This window comes from Micromonospora sediminicola (genome assembly GCF_900089585.1).
GTDB classification, from domain to species: Bacteria; Actinomycetota; Actinomycetes; order Mycobacteriales; family Micromonosporaceae; genus Micromonospora; species Micromonospora sediminicola.
Genome location: NZ_FLRH01000003.1, coordinates 301,294 through 318,232, shown reverse-complemented (window position 1 = coordinate 318,232; position 16,939 = coordinate 301,294). Strand labels below are relative to the sequence as shown.

General features: G+C 72.8%; 17 protein-coding genes and 1 tRNA gene. 11 read left to right on the top strand and 7 right to left on the bottom strand.

The features are described from left to right. Positions 1 to 173: 173 nt before the first annotated feature. Positions 174 to 1,652, top strand: coding sequence for a glutamate-cysteine ligase family protein (locus tag GA0070622_RS01970; protein ID WP_091566131.1), 1,479 nt, complete (start codon positions 174 to 176; stop codon positions 1,650 to 1,652). A 97-nt stretch (positions 1,653 to 1,749) separates the two neighbouring features. Here GA0070622_RS01970 and GA0070622_RS33630 read toward each other — a convergent pair whose 3' ends face one another. Continuing rightward, positions 1,750 to 3,258, bottom strand: coding sequence for a hypothetical protein (locus GA0070622_RS33630; RefSeq protein WP_425412752.1), 1,509 nt, complete (start codon positions 3,256 to 3,258; stop codon positions 1,750 to 1,752). Positions 3,259 to 3,372: 114 nt separating this feature from the next. On the opposite strand from GA0070622_RS33630, the gene GA0070622_RS01960 reads away from it, so the two are divergent. Beyond that, the gene (locus GA0070622_RS01960; RefSeq protein WP_245666101.1) at positions 3,373 to 4,047 is read left to right on the top strand and encodes a PASTA domain-containing protein; all 675 of its coding nucleotides are present in this window, start codon (positions 3,373 to 3,375) and stop codon (positions 4,045 to 4,047) included. A gap of 110 nt (positions 4,048 to 4,157) precedes the next feature. After that, positions 4,158 to 5,006, top strand: coding sequence for a PASTA domain-containing protein (locus tag GA0070622_RS01955; RefSeq protein ID WP_091566123.1), 849 nt, complete (start codon positions 4,158 to 4,160; stop codon positions 5,004 to 5,006). A gap of 3 nt (positions 5,007 to 5,009) precedes the next feature. Here the strand turns inward: GA0070622_RS01955 and GA0070622_RS01950 are convergent, their stop codons facing one another. Both GA0070622_RS01950 and GA0070622_RS01945 read right to left on the bottom strand, forming a co-directional pair. Continuing rightward, the gene (locus GA0070622_RS01950) at positions 5,010 to 5,471 is read right to left on the bottom strand and encodes a hypothetical protein (protein ID WP_091566119.1); all 462 of its coding nucleotides are present in this window, start codon (positions 5,469 to 5,471) and stop codon (positions 5,010 to 5,012) included. A 99-nt stretch (positions 5,472 to 5,570) separates the two neighbouring features. Further along, a complete protein-coding gene (locus tag GA0070622_RS01945; protein WP_091566115.1) occupies positions 5,571 to 5,858 on the bottom strand; it encodes a hypothetical protein in 288 nt (95 codons plus the stop codon). Positions 5,859 to 6,478: 620 nt separating this feature from the next. Here GA0070622_RS01945 and GA0070622_RS01940 point away from each other — a divergent pair. The 3 genes from GA0070622_RS01940 to GA0070622_RS01930 all read left to right on the top strand — a co-directional run bounded on the left by GA0070622_RS01940 (position 6,479) and on the right by GA0070622_RS01930 (position 8,092). Then, positions 6,479 to 7,360, top strand: coding sequence for a helix-turn-helix domain-containing protein (locus GA0070622_RS01940; protein ID WP_091576762.1), 882 nt, complete (start codon positions 6,479 to 6,481; stop codon positions 7,358 to 7,360). After that, on the top strand, positions 7,330 to 7,551 hold the full coding sequence (locus GA0070622_RS01935; protein WP_091566110.1) for a DUF397 domain-containing protein: 222 nt from the start codon (positions 7,330 to 7,332) through the stop codon (positions 7,549 to 7,551). The genes GA0070622_RS01940 and GA0070622_RS01935 overlap by 31 nt, the downstream gene beginning before the upstream one ends. A gap of 148 nt (positions 7,552 to 7,699) precedes the next feature. Continuing rightward, positions 7,700 to 8,092, top strand: a complete 393-nt coding sequence (locus GA0070622_RS01930) for a hypothetical protein (RefSeq protein ID WP_091566106.1) — start codon at positions 7,700 to 7,702, stop codon at positions 8,090 to 8,092. Here the strand turns inward: GA0070622_RS01930 and GA0070622_RS01925 are convergent. The 4 genes from GA0070622_RS01925 to GA0070622_RS01910 form a co-directional block, all read right to left on the bottom strand. Then, positions 8,060 to 8,668: a hypothetical protein gene (locus GA0070622_RS01925; protein WP_091566102.1), complete on the bottom strand. Its 609-nt coding sequence runs from the start codon at positions 8,666 to 8,668 to the stop codon at positions 8,060 to 8,062. The genes GA0070622_RS01930 and GA0070622_RS01925 overlap by 33 nt on opposite strands. Positions 8,669 to 8,922: 254 nt before the next feature. Further along, positions 8,923 to 9,729, bottom strand: a complete 807-nt coding sequence (locus GA0070622_RS01920; protein ID WP_091566098.1) for a WecB/TagA/CpsF family glycosyltransferase — start codon at positions 9,727 to 9,729, stop codon at positions 8,923 to 8,925. Continuing rightward, entirely contained in the window at positions 9,726 to 10,835 is a 1,110-nt protein-coding gene (locus GA0070622_RS01915; protein ID WP_176710405.1) for an NAD-dependent epimerase/dehydratase family protein, read from the bottom strand. The genes GA0070622_RS01920 and GA0070622_RS01915 overlap by 4 nt, the downstream gene beginning before the upstream one ends. 71 nt (positions 10,836 to 10,906) lie before the next feature. Continuing rightward, positions 10,907 to 10,992: transfer RNA gene (locus GA0070622_RS01910), tRNA-Leu, on the bottom strand. Positions 10,993 to 11,201: 209 nt separating this feature from the next. Here GA0070622_RS01910 and GA0070622_RS01905 point away from each other — a divergent pair. The 5 genes from GA0070622_RS01905 to GA0070622_RS01885 are packed head-to-tail and all read left to right on the top strand — an operon-like array spanning position 11,202 to position 16,939. Continuing rightward, positions 11,202 to 11,990, top strand: coding sequence for an FHA domain-containing protein (locus GA0070622_RS01905; protein WP_026267912.1), 789 nt, complete (start codon positions 11,202 to 11,204; stop codon positions 11,988 to 11,990). Between the two features lie 6 nt (positions 11,991 to 11,996). After that, a complete protein-coding gene (locus GA0070622_RS01900) occupies positions 11,997 to 12,488 on the top strand; it encodes an FHA domain-containing protein FhaB/FipA (RefSeq protein WP_091566091.1) in 492 nt (163 codons plus the stop codon). After that, positions 12,485 to 13,918, top strand: a complete 1,434-nt coding sequence (locus GA0070622_RS01895) for a PP2C family protein-serine/threonine phosphatase (RefSeq protein WP_091566087.1) — start codon at positions 12,485 to 12,487, stop codon at positions 13,916 to 13,918. Before GA0070622_RS01900 ends, GA0070622_RS01895 begins: the two co-directional genes overlap by 4 nt. A 28-nt stretch (positions 13,919 to 13,946) precedes the next feature. After that, a complete protein-coding gene (locus GA0070622_RS01890) occupies positions 13,947 to 15,437 on the top strand; it encodes an FtsW/RodA/SpoVE family cell cycle protein (protein ID WP_091566083.1) in 1,491 nt (496 codons plus the stop codon). Beyond that, on the top strand, positions 15,434 to 16,939 hold the full coding sequence (locus GA0070622_RS01885) for a peptidoglycan D,D-transpeptidase FtsI family protein (protein ID WP_091566079.1): 1,506 nt from the start codon (positions 15,434 to 15,436) through the stop codon (positions 16,937 to 16,939). The genes GA0070622_RS01890 and GA0070622_RS01885 overlap by 4 nt, the downstream gene beginning before the upstream one ends.

Below are 16,939 nucleotides of genomic sequence, written 5' to 3'. Positions count from 1 at the left end.
ACGTGTTGTTCTTCGGTCCCGGGCGCTGCACGACGTCTCCGCTGGGTACAGGTGCAGACCTGCGACCGAGCGACGGATACCACCGGACCGGACGCACTTACGCACACCACGTGGATGGTTCACAATGCGTTGCGGAACGGTACGGTTCCGTCGCACCGGCGCCGGGAGGACACATGGGTAGGGACGTCGAGCAGGGCGCCTTCTCCCGGGAGGATCGGGTCCGCTACCGGCAGAAGGTCCGGCGCTGTCTGGACGTGTTCGCGCTGATGCTGGACGACTTCGGCTTCGACGCGGACCGCCCGATGACCGGGCTGGAGATCGAGCTGAACCTGGTCGACGCCGCCGCCGAGCCGGCCATGCGCAACGACCAGATCCTGGCCGACATCGCCGACCCGCTGTTCCAGACCGAGCTGGGGCAGTTCAACCTCGAACTGAACGCCTCCCCCCGGCTGATCGAGGGCGGCGGCTTCGCCGACTACGAGCAGGATCTGCGCAGCAGCCTCAGCCGCGCCGACGAGCGGGCCGCCAAGTCCGACGCGACCATCGTGATGGTCGGCATCCTGCCCACCCTCACCGAACGCCACCTGGTCGCCGACAACCTCTCCACGGACGAGCGCTACCGGGTGCTCAACGACCAGATCGTCGGTGCCCGCGGTGAGGACATCGAGCTGGACATCAACGGTGTCGAGCGGCTGCGCACGCACACCGACTCGATCGCGCCGGAGGCCGCCTGCACCAGCCTCCAGTTCCACCTCCAGGTCGCGCCGGACAGCTTCGCCGACTACTGGAACGCGTCCCAGGCCATCGCGGGCGTGCAGGTCGCGGTCGGGGCCAACTCGCCCTTCCTCTACGGCCGGCAGCTCTGGGCGGAGACCCGGATCGCCCTCTTCGAGCAGGCCACCGACACCCGCCCGGACGAGTTGAAGGCACAGGGCGTACGCCCCCGGGTCTGGTTCGGGGAGCGCTGGATCACCTCGATCTTCGACCTGTTCGAGGAGAACGTCCGCTACTTCCCGCCGCTGCTGCCGATCTGCGAGGAGGAGGACCCGGTCGAGGTGCTGCACGCCGGCGGCGTGCCCCAGCTCGGCGAGCTGCGGCTGCACAACGGGACCGTCTACCGCTGGAACCGCCCGGTCTACGACATCATGAACGGCCGCCCCCACCTGCGGGTGGAGAACCGGGTGCTGCCGGCCGGCCCGACCGTGGTGGACATGCTCGCCAACGCCGCGTTCTACTTCGGCCTCGCCCGTGGCCTGGCCGAGTCGGATCGTCCGATCTGGAGTCAGCTCACGTTCAGCTCCGCCGAGGAGAACTTCCACGCGGCCGCGCGGCGCGGGATGGACGCGGTGCTGCACTGGCCCCGGGTCGGCGACGTGCCGGTCACCCGGCTCGTCCTCGACACGCTGCTGCCCGTGGCGGCGCAGGGGCTGGACCGGTTCGGCGTCGCCCCGGCCGAGCGGGACCGCCTGCTCGGCGTGATCGAGGGTCGCTGCCGGACCGGTCGCAACGGCGCGGTCTGGCAGACCGAGACGGTGTGGGCGGCGGAGCGGCACCAGGGCATGGACCGGAAGGCCGCGCTGCACCACATGGTCCAGCGTTACGCCGAGTTGCAGCGCGGCAACGAGCCGGTCCACACCTGGCCGGTCGACTGACCCAGCCCGCCCGGTCCGCCGCCACTTCGGGGAAGTGGTGGCATCGGACCGCCTCCGTTCCCGCCACTTCGGCGAGGTTGCGGCGGGACCGGGGTGGTCAGGGCTTGCGACGGGCCTTCGGCTCGTCGGCGCGCGCGGGCGGGGTCGCGTCCGAGCCGTTCTCGCCGTCGGGAGCGTCGGTGACCGGCAGAGCGGCGTCGGGCTGCCGCTGGGGCGGTACCGCGCGGCCGGCACGGTCGGCGGCGGCCCGCGAGGGGCGCCCCGACGAGCCGGCGCGCGTGCCGGACGACCGACTCGTGCGGCCCGCTGCCGGGGCCGGCAGGTCCACCCTGGTGGACTCCGCGCCGGTACCCGGAGTCGGGTCCGGGTCGGCACCGGAGTCCGGGCCCGTTCCCCCGGTCGGCTCGTCGAGGCGACCGACCGCCGTCTCCGGAGTGGTGGATGCCGGCTCGCTCGTCCGTGCCGGCGCGGTTGCGGCGTCCGCGTCCGGCGTGGCCCGGCCCGCCCGGCGGCCGAAGAACCTGCGCGCCGGCTTGTCCTCCGTGCCCGGTGCCCGCTCGGCGCCGACGACGTCGGACCCGGTGGTCGACTCGGCATCACCACCGGATGACGTGGACTCCAACCCGGTGACGCCGGTCCGCCCCGCCTGCGGGTACCCGGCGAGGGTCGACGTCGGATCCGGCTCCCCGGCGCGCTGGCGGGGCACCGACGCCGGCGGGCGATCGTTGGCTCGGCGGTCGGCACGCTGGGCGAGCGCGGCCACCAGGACCGAGCCGGCCAGGCCGGCGATGACCGCGTACGGGGCGATCAGATGGGCCGACAGCTGCTCGGCGGCGATCCCGGCGAGGCGCGGCACGGCCAGCAGGTACGCGATCGAGACCAGCAGCGGACCGGCCGCGCCGGACGCCGCCGCCCCGACCCGCACGTCCGCCGGGCGCACCGCGCGGCGGGCGGCCAGCACGCCGATCACCAGCGCCGAGCCCAGAGAGAGCAGTACGCCCGGCCAGTAGAAGTAGTCCCGGATCCAGAATCCGGCCCGGTCCGCGCTGATCTGCCAGATGCCGAGCTGGGCGGTGCTGAGGCCACGGCCGGAGAGCACGCCGTCGATCACCGACACCACGGCGAGCAGCCAGAGCCAACCGGTGGTGGCGATCAGGTTGGTGGCGGCGGCACGGGTGTGCAGCGCCCAGGTCGCCAGCAGCACCCCGAGCACGAGCCCCACGGCCGCGTACGTCGCCGCGACGGTCTGCGGCGAGGACGTGTCGGGCACCCGGGCCGACCGGGCCGGCACCGCCACCAGCAGCACCGTGACCAGCGCGCCGGCACCGGCGGCGAGCGCGAGACCGAGCCGGGGCAGGGTGCCCACCGGTTCGTCGCCGCCACCCCGCAGTCGTTGGGCGCAGACCGCGCCGGCGATGACCGAGGTCGCCGCGATCCAGGTGGCCCAGGCGAGACTCGCCACCCAGGCCGCCTCGACGCGTACCGAGCCGGTCGGCGCCCAGTTGATGATGCCCAGCCCGTAGCCGAAGCCGAGCTGCGCGGCGCCCGCACCGGCGGCGACGCCGAGTGCGGCGGCGGTCGATCCTCCCCAGCCCCGTCTGGCCATGCGGGGGAGCGTAGCGTCCCGAGGTCGCCCCGGCGAGTCGTGGGATCCGGCGACCGGTCGCGGACGGCTTGGCGACACCGGCTACGGTCGCCGATGAACGAGGCGGGGGACGCGATGACGGACGATCGGCAGCCGGTACGCGACGACGGGACCGGTCCGGGGCGTACCCGGCTCTTTCTCGGCGGCGCTCTGGCGGCGGTCCTGCTGGCGGTGATCGGGGCCAGCGGTGGCTGGGTGCTCGCCGGTGAGCCGGACCGGCCCGCCGCCTCCTCCGGGGTCGCGCCGAGCGGTGGCGCGGGGACCTCCGGTCCGCCGGCCACGCCGAGCGCCCCGTCCACCCGACCCGCCGACGACCGTCCCAGCGGTCCGCGGTCGCGTACCCCGTCCGGCCTCACCGTGCCGGATCTGGTCGGCGCCGACTTCGCGCGGGCCCGGCAGGAGTTGCGCGACCGCCGGCTCGGCTGGCGGCTGGTGTTCGGCGCTGGCTCGGGCCGTGCGGTCGAGCGGACCTCGCCGGGCCCCGGCGAGCCGGTCAAGCGCGGCGTCACGGTCACCGTCTGGGTCGCCGGGCCGGCCCCGGCCGTCACCGTGCCGGACGTCGGCGCCCTGTCCTGCGCCGACGCGGCGGACGACCTGGTGGAGGCGGGGCTCTACCCGCGTTACCGCAGCGGCCGGCAGGGGCCGGTCACCGGGCAGGAGCCGGCCGCCGGGAGCGCCGCCCGGTGGAACGACCAGATCGCGCTCACCTGCGGGGACGCGCCGACCGCGAGCCCGTCGCCCACTCCCTGACGGCCGGCCGGGCAGGACGGCGCGCTGATGCCGGCCGGCGTGGCCGCGGACCGCTACCGTGGACGATCGAGGGCCGTGTGCCCCGTCCCGGTGGGGAAAGGACGTGTGCCATGAGCGACGACCGTCAGGATCCACCCGCCGGTGACGCGGACGCCACCCGGGCGCTGCCCCCGCACGGGGACGACGCCGACGCCACCCGCGCCATGCCGCGGGGAGCGGGCGGCGAGGACGCCGACGCCACCCGCGCGATGCCCCGCAACCCCGGCGACGACCCCGACGCGACGCGGCCGGTGCCCGGCGGGGCGGACGGTGACGCCACCCGACCGCTGCCCGGCGAGGGACGCCGACCGCTGGACGCCACCACTCGCCAGGAACCGGTCGGCGGCGGGGCCTGGTCCGGGCGCGCCGGCGTACCGCCGCCGCGACCGGCCGGCTACCCCGAGCCGGGCGCCGAGTGGTACGGCGACGAGCAGGCCGGACGCCGCTGGTGGATGCCGATCCTGCTGGGCATCCTGGCGCTGGTCCTGCTCGGTCTGATCGCGGCCGGGGTGTGGCTGGCCCTGCGTGCCGCCGAGCGGAACGACGGTCCGGGCCCGACGCCGTCGGCGGTGCCCAGCACCTCGGCGCGGACCAGTGCCGCGCCGACCAGCGCGTCACCGAGCAGTTCGCCGTCGAGCACGCCCCCGACCACGACGCCGCCCGCCGAGGTGCCGATGCCGCCGCTGGTCGGGCTGCCCGAGTCCGCCGCCCGGGCGGCGCTGGACCGGTTGGGTGTCGACTACCGGGTGCAGCGTCGGCCGTCGGACCGACCGGCCGGCACGGTCATCGCCACCGACCCGGAGGCCGGTTACTCCGTCGGCGACGGCGACCGGGTCACGCTCGTGGTGGCCGCAGCGGCCCCGCCCACCACCGGCGCGACCACGCCGAGTTCCGCGCCGGCGACCACCACCACGCCCTGACGGTCACCACTGCCGGCGTCGGGTGCCCACCAGGCCGAGCCCGGCGAGCGAGATGGCGAGCCCGAGCAGGCCGGAATAGAACAGTGACCGGCTGAGGTCGGTCGAGTCGGTGGGGCGGTCCGCGAGCGCGCCCTCCCCGGCCCCGGAGCCCGCCTGATCGTCGTCGGGCTCCTCGTCGGTGTCGTCCGCCGTCGCCGACCCGGCCCCGTCCCGCTCGTCCTCGTCGGGTTCGTCCCCGTAGGGCTCGGCCTCCGCCGGCTCGCCGGCCGACCGCGCGCCCTCGCCGGCCACGGTGATCTCCGGGGCGGGCACGGGCTCGGCCAGTTGCTGGGTGGCGGAGAAGGCCGGATGGCGGACCACGAGCGCGAGCACGGTGGCGAGGCCGAGGAAGAGGAAGAGCCCGAGGGCATAGCCGACACGGGACCGGTGGTGCCGCCGCGCGGCGGGCAGATTGACCATGACCATCCCAGGTTCAGGGTCCGTGGCGCGCGGGGTGGAACGGTGCCGGGGTGGGCGTACCGATTCTATGGCGGCGGCACGCCCTCCCGACCGGGAATCGTGAGGTCAGCCCACCCGGACCGGAGTCCGGACCACCGGACGTCGGGCCGTCCGTACGGTGTGCTGACGAGGGGCCGGTGCGGCCTGGACCTGCCGCAACCCCTCCTGAAGTACGAAGATCGACCGCCGGTTGACCGCGTCCCCCGCCGCGTTCAACTCGTAGCCGTCAAGCCAGAGCCAACCGTCGTAGGTCGGCCAGTCGAGCACCCGGATCACCCGGAACATGATCGGTCGGAAGAACTGGACACTCGCCGCGCGAGTCACGTGCAGTACGTCACCGGAGCGGGGAAGCACATGGGCTCCTGGGAAGGTTCGGCCGGCGGTTCGGGCCGGCGAGACGGAACGGGGGTCGGTGCGGTCCGGTGACGGGGGGTCTACCTCGGTGGACCGGCGGTCGGTGGGTCGGTGCTGGTCGGGCCGTACCCACGGTGGCGGACCGCCACCCGACCATCACCCGGCTGCTCCCGGTTACCGCTCCCGCCGCCGCAGCCGAGCCGGCGTGCAGCGGCGGGGTCTTCACCCCGGGGCAGGTCTCGCGGCGCGGGACGGCTCCCCTCCGGCCGTCCCACGGACCGTGGTGTCACCACGCCCGGAGATCATGCGAAGACGGTGAGTAACCCGTGCCATACCGACAGAGTGCATCAGCGACCTGCCGGATGCAAGTTGCACGTCGACTTTTGCCGATAGGTGAGGGGGACACGTGAACGGGGCGCTTGAACCCTCAGGTACCCAAACGGCACACTGGACGCCGGTTTCGCCCGTCGCGGCCGGTCGACGACCGGCACCACCCCTGCCGCGAACGCTCGCCCGCCGCCCCCGGGTCGCGCCCACGGCGGGTGCCGAACCGGGGCGCGACCGACCGGAGGTAGCCGGGTGTCTGTGAGTCCTGGTCCCGCGAGCCGGTGGGCGGCGTCATGAGTGAACGGCGCAGCCCGACCATCCGCCGGCGCCGGCTGGGTGCGGAACTCCGCCGGCAGCGGGAGGCCGCCGGCATCACCATCGAGGTGGTCGCCGAGCAACTGGAGTGTTCGGCGTCCAAGATCTCCCGGATCGAGACCGGCCACACCACCGCGACGCCCCGCGACGTACGGGACATGCTCCGGATCTACGGGGTGGTCGGCGCGGAGAGCGACGAGCTGGTGCAGATCGCCCGCGAGGCCCGGCAGAAGGGCTGGTGGCATCCCTACAGCACGGTGCTGGTCGGGGCGTACGTCGGCCTGGAGGCCGCGGCCAGCTCGATCCGCGCCTACGAGCAGCAGGTCGTGCCGGGGCTGCTGGAGACCGAGGAGTACGCCGGGGCGATGATCCGAGCCGCCCGGCCGGACTTCACCGCCGAACAGGTCGAACAACGGGTGCGTGTCCGACTGGGCCGTCAGTCGTTGTTGACCCAGGACGATCCGGTCGATCTGTGGGTGGTGCTCGATGAGGCGGTGCTGAGCCGGCCGGTGGGCGGCGACGCGGTGATGCGTGGCCAGCTCAAGCGGCTGGTGGAGGTGGCCGAACTGCCGAACGTGACGGTGCAGGTCCTGCCCTTCGAGGTGGGCGCGCACGCCGGCATGGACGGGACCTTCACCATCCTCAGCTTCCCCGAACCGAGTGATCCCGATGTCGTGTACGCGGAGAACGCCACGGGTGGGCTCTTCCTGGAGAAGAGCGACGAACTGCAGAAGTACAGCTTCATCTTCGATCACATTCGAGCAGCGGCCATACGCCCGGAGGAATCCATCGCACACATCGCGAAACTGGCAGAGGAGCCACTGTGGAAATGGCGACCAAGGAGTTCCCCGTGGACCTGACGCAGGCGACGTGGTTCAAGAGCTCGAAGAGCGGGCCGAACTGCGACAACTGTGTCGAGGTCGCGTACGTGACCGGGGCGGTCGGAGTGCGGGACTCGAAGGACAAGACGGGCCCGGCCCTGGTCTTCGCCCCGGGCGACTGGCACGCCTTCGTCGCCCGCGCCAGGGGCGGTGCGTTCGGCCGGAGCTGATCGTCACCGAAAGCGTGGTCCCGCCCGGCAGCGTCGCCGGGCGGGACCATTTCGTTCGGGTGCCGGCCGGCGCCGGCCACCCGTCGCCAGTTTCGTTCCGCCTCGTTGAACCGCACGGATCGGCAACCGAACGAGGCAGGCGAGACGGATGACGACGATCGGTTCAGAGAACCTCACCAGCGGCCCGGGAAAGCCCGAGCGGTTCGGTGGCAAATACCGCGGGGCGCGCCGGGACACCGTCCTCACCGAGGTGGTCTCCACCGACGGCGAGGAGATGGCCGCCGCGCCGGAGCAGTCCGCCGGGCCGCTCTCCCTGCCGTCGCTGGACCCCAACCCGCTCACCGAGCCGTCCTTCCCGCCCAGCGGGTGGCCGATGGAGCAGCAGGAGTCCCTGGTGGACCACCCGCTCCTGCGCGGCCTGCTGATGGAGCTGCCCCCGAAGGGCAGCGTCCCCCCGCCCGGCTGGCTGGACCGCTGGTTCGAGGCGACCCGGGCGATCCTGGAGCTGCTATACGTGCAGGGCACCGGCCGGACGCGCTGACACCGCCGCCGCCCGCGCGGGCGGCAACGCCCGCTCGGCGAGCCGGTTGTGCCGCAACGCGTGCCGTACCCCGATCGCGGACACCGCGAGCACCGCGACCGTGATCGCCGGGCCGGCCAGGCCCGGTGCGGCGAAGAGGTCGACCCCGGCGGCCGGGAGCACGGCGACGAGCACCGCGAGCGCGGTCGCCTGCAACGGCAGCGCGATCAGCGGGTGCGCGGCGGCGGCCCGCAGACCGTGCGGGGCCGGGATCCCGGGCGCCGCCGCGAAGGCGCCGGCACCGGCCCGCACCCGCCGGACCCGGCGTACCGTGCAGGCCGCGACGACCGCCGCCGGGACGGCCGCGACGGCGAGACCGGCGGCGGCCCGGTCGACCGCCGTGTCGCCGGCGCTCTGCAGGCCCGCGGTCAGGACCGCCGCGGTGAGCGCGAGGCCGGTCAGCACCAGGGCGGACAACCATCCGGTACGCCGACGCAGCGCCCGGGCCCGGTCCAGCCGGGGCAGGCCCTCGGCGACCAGTCCGGCGGCCAACCAGACGGCGGCGACGGGGAGCAACACGGCGAGACGGTCATCCATGGACCCAGCCTTGCCCAGTTCGACGCCCACCGAATCGGGGACGGCCCCCCGGTTCTCCCGGTACGCGCTCCCGTAGGGGTCATCGCGCCGGCGGTATGGCGGTTCCGGAATGTTCACAGTGGTCGTGCGGCGACCTAGCATCGTGTCGACCGGTCTCCCGGAGCCTCACCCGGGCGACCGTCACCCACCGCAGCCAACCTCTCCCACCGGCGTCCGGCGGTCCCCCTCACGGGTGGCCGCCGGACGTCGTCGGGTCAGACGTCGAAGGTGGCGGGTCGACCGGTGGCCGGCGCCGGCGGGGTGGCCTTCCACAGGCCGGTCTTCTGCGCCGCCAACCGGGCCAGGTAGGCCGGGTTGAGGATGACGTAGCGGCGCCACAGCCGCTTCGGCTCCAGGCCGAGCCGCCAGAACCACTCCAGCCCGGCGCGCTGCATCCACGGGGGCGGGTTGCGCAGCAGGCCGGCGTGGTAGTCGAACGCCGCGCCGACCGCCATCAGCGGCATGTCCAGCAGCGGCCGCATCGCGTACGCGAAGACCTCCTGCCGGGGGCAGCCGAGCCCGACCAGGACGAGGCGGGCGCCGCTGGCCCGGATCCGGTCGGCGATCTCGGCGTCCTCGCCCGGTGCGACCGCGCGGAACTTGGACGGCTCGACGCCGGCGATCTTCAGCGCCGGGAACCGGCGCTCCAGTGCCGGGACCAGGCGGGCCAGCGTCTCCTCGGTGGAGCCGTAGAGGTAGACGGGCAGCCCCTCGTCGGCGAACCGGGACAGCACACGCAGCGTCAGCTCCGGCCCGTAGACGCGGTCGGTGAGACCGGCGCCGTGCAGCAGGTTGAGCGCCCAGCGCACCGGCTGCCCGTCGGGGGTCACCACGTCGAACGAGTTGAGCCGGGCGTTGTGCGCCGGGTCGAGCACCCCGGTCATCACGCCGTGCACGGCCAGCGCGGTCAGCGCCATCGGGCGGCGTTCGTGCGCGGCCGCGACCACGGCCTCGGTGGCCCGGTCGTAGTCGGTCGCGTCGACCCCGACGCCGAGCACGTTGCGCTTGGTGTCGCCGGTCATGGCTTCGGCACCCACTTGTCGACGTTCGCCTCGTAGATCTCCCGGAGGATCATCGGCACGTCGTAGGTGATCTTCCAGGACGGATAGTGCTCCTCGAACCGGGCCATGCTGCTGACGTACCACTGGTGGTCGCCGGTGCGGGCCTGCTCGACGTAGTTGATCTGCGCCTCGCGGCCGGTGATCTCCTGGGCGATCCGGAACGCCTCGATGTGCGAGGTGTTCGAGTGCCGGCCGCCGCCGAGGTTGTAGACCTGGGCGGAGCGCGGCTCGCGGAAGAACGCCTCGAACGCGGTCAGCACGTCCCGGGAGTGGATCGCGTCCCGGACCATCTTTCCCTTGTAGCCGAAGAGGTTGTAGGTCCGGCCCTCCATCACGCACCGCATCAGGTACGCCAGGAAGCCGTGCAGCTCCGCCGCGGAGTGCGCCGGCCCGGTCAGCGTGCCGCCCCGGAAGCAGGCGGTCTTCATGTCGAAGTACCGGCCGTACTCCTGGACCATCACGTCCGCGGCCACCTTCGAGGCGCCGAAGATCGAGTGCAGCGACTCGTCGATCGACATGTCCTCGGTGATGCCGTCGTACCAGTGGTGGTCCTCGGGCAGCTCGTAGCGGGTCTCCAGCTCGACCAGCGGGAGCGAGTTCGGCCGGTCGCCGTAGACCTTGTTGGTGGAACAGTGGATGAACGGCGCGTCGATCGCGTGCCGCCGGGTGTTCTCCAGCACGTTGAGCGTGCCGCCGGCGTTCACGTCGAAGTCGGTGTACGGCTCCTTGGCGGCCCAGTCGTGACTCGGCTGGGCGGCGCTGTGGATCACCACGGCGATGTCCCGGCCGTACCGCTTGAAGACCTGCTCCAGGCCGTCCCGGTCGCGGATGTCCACGGCATGGTGGGTGTACGTGGTGCCGAGGTCGGCGGCGAGGCGGTCGAGGCTCCAGGCGGTCGAGCCGTCCTCGCCGAAGAAGTATCGCCGCATGTCGTTGTCGATGCCGACCACGTCGAGACCGAGGCCGGCGAAGTGCCGGGCCGCCTCGGAGCCGATCAGACCGCCCGAACCGGTCACCAACGCGACACTCACACGCCACTCCTGGTTTATAGGAGGCAGGGAAACCATCGGAGCATAGCGTGACGTCCGGTACGCCCCGATACGGCGCGAGGGCCCCGCATCCTGCGGAGCCCTCGTTCTGGTGGGGATGGGGGGAGTTGAACCCCCACGTCCTTTCGGACACACGGACCTGAACCGTGCGCGTCTGCCATTCCGCCACATCCCCGTGGCACGACCCGCAACACCATATCGCATCCCTCGCCCGCCATCTGCGGCAGGTGTCGGGACATACTACGCTGTCCACTGGTCACGCCACGAGCGGTCACCGCTCGTGGCGGGCGAAACTGTAGCACGCTTGCGGCCCTGGTCACGAACGGGTCGACGGTAGCCGGCCGAGCGGCGTGTGAGCTGCGGAGGCGGTGTCCGGATACCATCATTGCCTCGGGACCCGAGGAGGAGCCGGTGAGCGTGCTGCAACGCTTCGAGAAGCGTCTGGAAGGCCTGGTCGAGGGGGCCTTCGCCAAGGTCTTCAAAGGGGTGGTCCACCCCGTGGAGATCCTCAACGCCATGCAGCGGGAGGCCGAGGCGCACAAGGCGATCCTGGCCGGTGGGCGTACGTTGGTGCCCAACCGCTACGTGATCGATCTCTCGCCCTACGACCACAGTCGCCTGGCGCCGTACGCCGCCGCGCTGGCCCAGGAGCTGGCCCAGTCGCAGGCGGAGTTCATCGGCGAGCAGGCCTGGACGGTCTACGGCGACGTGATCGTCGAGGTCGAACGTGGTGAGGGGCTGGACACCGGCATGTTCCGGGTCACCGCCGAGGTCTACACCGGCGGCGACGTCGCCCCGGTCTCGGCCCCCGGCGGCTACGACGCCGGTCCGGCCTACCCGGCGTACGACCAGGGCGGCGGCTACGGCCCCCCGCCCGGCCACGGCGGCGGTCGCAACGTCCGCCTGGTGTCCGGCGACGGCCGCACCTACCCGTTGCAGATGGGCTCGACCGTGATCGGCCGCGGTGACCAGGCCAACCTGCGCCTGCCCGACGTCGGCATCTCCCGGCGCCACGCCCGGCTCGACTTCGACGGCGGCCAGGTCGTGCTGACCGACCTGGGCTCCACGAACGGCACGATGGTCAACGGCCAGCGCGTCTCGGCGGTCGCCCTCAACCCGGGCGACATGATCCAGCTCGGCACGACGACGCTGACCTTCCGCGTGGACGGCTGATCCCCGTTGCCGGAGCTCGTCATCACCGTCGCCCGGTTCGGGTTCCTCATCCTGCTGTGGATCTTCGTGTTCACGGTGGTCGGCGTGATCCGTCGGGACCTCTTCGCCGGGGCCCGGTCGGGTCGGCTGGTGGCCGCGCCGCGCGGGGTCGGCGCCTCCACCGGAGCGCCGCCCGCGGGGAAGCCGGCAAAGGCCAAGCGGGGTCGGGCCGCCCACCAGTTGGTGGTCACCGCAGGTCAACTGGCCGGCACCCGGATCACCCTGGGCGAGGCCCAGATCACCATCGGGCGGGCGGAGGACTCCACCCTGGTGATCACCGACGACTACGCCTCGGCGCGACACGCCCGGCTCGTGCCGCGTGACGGGCAGTGGTACGTCGAGGACCTCGGATCGACTAACGGCACCTACCTGGATCGCGCTAAGGTCACCGGACCAACCCCCGTCCCCCTCGGCGTGCCGATCCGGATCGGCCGCACTTCCCTCGAATTACGGCCATGACTCTGACCCTGCGCTACGCGGCCCACAGCGACCGCGGTCTGATCCGTGACGGCAACCAGGATTCCGTCTACGCCGGACCGCGGCTGCTCGCCGTTGCCGACGGCATGGGCGGCATGGCCGCCGGTGACGTCGCCAGCAACATCGTCATCGGTGCCATGGCGCCGCTCGACGAGGACGTCCCCGGTGACGCCCTGGTCGACGCGCTCCGCTCCGCCGTAGGCACCGCCAACCAGCAGCTCCGCGACACCGTGGACGCCAACCCGCAGCTGGAGGGGATGGGCACGACGCTCACCGCGACCCTCTTCTCCGGCAGCAAGCTCGGCATGGTCCACATCGGTGACTCGCGGGCCTACCTTCTGCGCAACGGTGAGTTCGCGCAGATCACCAAGGACGACACCTACGTCCAGATGCTCGTCGACGAGGGCCGGATCAGCGCCGAGGAGGCGAGCAGCCACCCCCAGCGCTCGCTGCTCACCCGCGCGTTGGACGGCCGCGACATCGACCCGGAGTACAGCGTCCGCCAGGTGCTGCCCGGCGACCGCTACCTGATCTGCTCCGACGGGCTCTCCGGCGTGGTCAGCGCGGACACCATCGGTGACACCCTGCGGGAGTACGCCGACCCGCAGCAGTGCGTGGAGCGCCTGGTGCAGCTCGCGCTGCGCGGCGGCGGTCCGGACAACATCACGGTGATCATCGCCGACGCCACCGACCGCGACATCGTCGAGGCGTCCCCGATCGTCGGCGGCGCCGCCGCCCGGGACCGGGGCATGGCGACCTCCGCCGACGACTCCACCCCGGCGGCCCGCGCCTCGGCGCTGTCCGCGCCCCGGCCGCCCGCTCCGGAGGAGCCGGTCGACACCCGCGACGACGAGCCCGAGCGGCGCCGGCGGCACCCGCTGCGGACCGCCGCGATGGCGCTCGCGCTGGCGGTCATCGTCGCCGGCGGCATCTTCGGCGGCTGGAGCTACACCCAGCGCCAGTTCTACGTCGGCGCCACCGACGACGGTCAGCTCGCGGTCTTCCGCGGCGTGCCCGGGCAGGTCGCCGGGCTCGACCTGTCGAACGTGCACGAGCGCAGCCCGGCGCGGCTCGACGACCTGACGCTGGCCGCGCAGGAGCGGGTGAAGCAGGGCATCCAGGCCAAGAGCGAACCGGATGCCGAGCGCCGGCTGGCCGAGCTGACCAGCGACGACCCGGCCAACCCGAACCTCAAGCCGCTCTGCCCGCCCGGGCCGACGGCCGGTCCGGCGAGCCCGACCCCGGTGACGACGGCAGGAGCGCTGACCCCGGTCATCACCGGCAGCGCCGTGCCGCCGACCCCGGCGGCCGGCACGCCGACGCCCACGCCGACGTCGACCACCACGCCCGACGCCGCTCCCTCCGACACCGACGCACCGGCCGATCCCGCCGGTTGCCGGTCGCCGGAGTGAGTGTCGGCTCGATCCTGAGGACGCATCCGTGACCGCAGCCGCCGTACCGGCAGCCTCGCCCGCTTCGACGGGCGAGCAGTCCGGCGTACGCCTGGCCCGGTCCCGGCGTAACGCCGAGCTGTCCCTGCTCCTGCTCGCCATGGTGCTGGTGGCGGCGTATGCGGCGATGATCGAGGCGAAGGCGCTGGACACGGTCACCCCGGACTTCTGGATCCCGGCCGCCGCGCTGGGCCTGGTCTTCCTGGGGCTGCACCTGGTGATCCGCTGGCTGGCGCCGTTCGCCGATCCGGCCCTGCTGCCGGCGGTGGCGCTGCTCAACGGCATCGGCGTCGGCTTTCTGCGCCGGTACGACCTGGCGCAGGCCGCCCCGGCGGAGCGGGCGGACCTGGCCATCTTCGCCGGCACCGGCGGCCGCCAGCTCGCCTGGACGCTCGCCGCGGTGGTGCTCGCCGCCGCTCTGCTGGCGATCCTGCGCGACCATCGCTCGCTCTCGCGCTACGCGTACACCCTGGGCCTGGCCGGCATCGTGCTGGTGATGATCCCGGCGGTGCTGCCGGGGCGGTTCTCCGAGATCAACGGCGCGAAGCTGTGGATCCGGGTCGGCGGGTTCCAGATCCAGCCGGGTGAGTTCGCCAAGCTGGCCCTGCTCACGTTCTTCGCCTACTACCTGGTGCGCAAGCGCGAGGTACTCTCGCTGGCCAGCCGGCGGGTGCTCGGCATCGACTTCCCGCGTGGGCGCGACCTCGGGCCGGTCCTGGTGGTCTGGCTGGTCAGCATCCTGGTGCTGGTCTTCGAGAAGGACCTGGGCACCTCGCTGCTCTACTTCGGCATGTTCGTGGTGACGCTCTACATCGCCACCGAGCGGGTCAGTTGGCTGCTCATCGGTCTGATCCTGTTCTTCGGTGGCGCCTACCTGGCATACGTGCTGGGCAGCACGGTGGGCGGGCCGTTCGCCAACTTCTACGACCGGGCGCAGATCTGGCTGGACCCGTTCGCCGAGCCGTACGACCGGGGCTACCAGCTGGTCCAGGGCCTGCTCACGCTCGGCACCGGTGGCCTGTTCGGCGCCGGTCCGGGTGGCGGCCAGCCGACGCTGCTGCCCGAGGTGCAGACCGACTTCATCTTCGCCGGCATCGGTGAGGAGATCGGCCTGTTCGGCCTCTCCGCGCTGCTGGTGGTCTACCTGCTGATCGTCGAGCGGGGCCTGCGCGCCGCGCTGGCGGTGCGGGACTCGTTCGGCAAGCTGCTCGCCGGGGGTCTGGCGTTCACCCTGGGCCTCCAGGTGTTCGTCATCGTCGGCGGGATCAGCAAGCTCATCCCGCTGACCGGCCAGACCACCCCGTTCCTGTCCGCCGGTGGCTCCTCGCTGATGGCGAACTGGCTGCTGATCGCGGTGCTGCTGCGGGTGTCCGACGGCGCCCGCCGGCCGGTCACCGGTGGGGGTGGCCCGGCGGCGCGCCCTGCCGGCGGTCCGCCCGAGCAGCTGCACGGCGCCCCGACGGAGGTGATCCGGCCGTGAACGCACCCCTGCGCCGCGTCGGTGTGGTCGTGATGGTCCTGTTCGGGCTGCTCTTCGCGAACCTGAACTGGATCCAGGCCTACAAGGCCGACGAATACCGCACCAGCGACTACAACGGTCGGGTCCAGGTCGCCGAGTACGACCGCAAGCGCGGCAACATCGAGGTCGGCGGCACCGCGTACGCGGTCAGCAAGGAGACCGGCGGTGAGCTGAAGTTCCAGCGCACCTATCCGGGTGGGAAGACGTACGCGCACGTGCTCGGCTGGAAGCCGGTCAACGGCGGCGCCAGCGGCATCGAGCGGGTGGAGAACGACTTCCTCGCCGGCACCAGCGACGCGCTCATCGCCAACCGGATCAAGGACATGTTCACCGGTGACGAGACCGGTGGCGGCAACGTGCTGCTGACCCTCTCCAAGCGGGCCCAGGAGACGGCGTACAAGCAGCTCAACGACAACCAGGTGGGGGCCACCAAGGGCGCGGCGATCGCGATCGACCCGCGTACCGGGGCGGTGCAGGCGCTGGTCTCCATGCCCAGCTTCGACCCGAACCCGCTGGCCAGCCACGACAGCACGGAGGCCGACCGGGCCTACAACGCGCTGGAGAAGGACAAGGACCGGCCGCTGGCCAACCGGGCGCTGTCCGAGGTGCTGCCGCCGGGCTCCACCTTCAAGATCGTCATGGCCGCGGCGGCGTTGGAGAACGGCATCGGCCAGCAGACCCAGATCCCGGCGGGGCGCAGCTACACCGCGCCGGGCGCGGGAGTGCCGATCCGCAACGCCGCCGAGTCCATCTGCCCCGAGGCCCAGGTCACGCTGCGGGAGGCGGTGACCGAGTCCTGCAACACCGGCTTCGCCCAGCTCGGCGTCCGGCTCGGCGCGGACAAGGTCAAGGAGAAGGCCCGGCAGTTCGGCTTCGAGCAGGAGGACCTCACGGTCGGGCAGGACGGCGACGGCGGGCTACCGGTCGCGGCCAGCCGCACCGGCGACATGCAGAACCCGGACGGCAGCACCGACCCGGCCGCGCTGGCCCAGTCGTCGATCGGCCAGAACAACGTGCGGATGACGCCGTTGCAGGGCGCGCTGATCGCCGCCGCGGTGGCCAACGACGGCAGCCAGATGCGCCCGTACCTGGTCAAGCAGCTGCTCGGCCCGGACCGCACCACCGTCTACGACGCCGCCAAGCCGCGCGAGTTGCGCCGCCCGGTCAGCAGCCAGGTGTCGGCCGACCTGCGGTCGATGATGCAGAACGTGGTGAAGGAGGGCACCGGCCAACGGGCCGCCATCGACGGCTACGTGGTCGGCGGCAAGACCGGCACCGCCCAGTCCGGCCCGGACACGCCGGACCACGGCTGGTTCATCGGCTTCGCGCTGGCCAAGGACGGCACGCCGCTCTCCGCGGTCTGCGTCGAGCTGGAGCAGGCCGGCAGCGGCGGCAGCGCCGAGGCGGCCCGGATCGCCGGCCGGATCATGGCGGCGGCCATCGCCGACTCCGGGAGGCGCTGA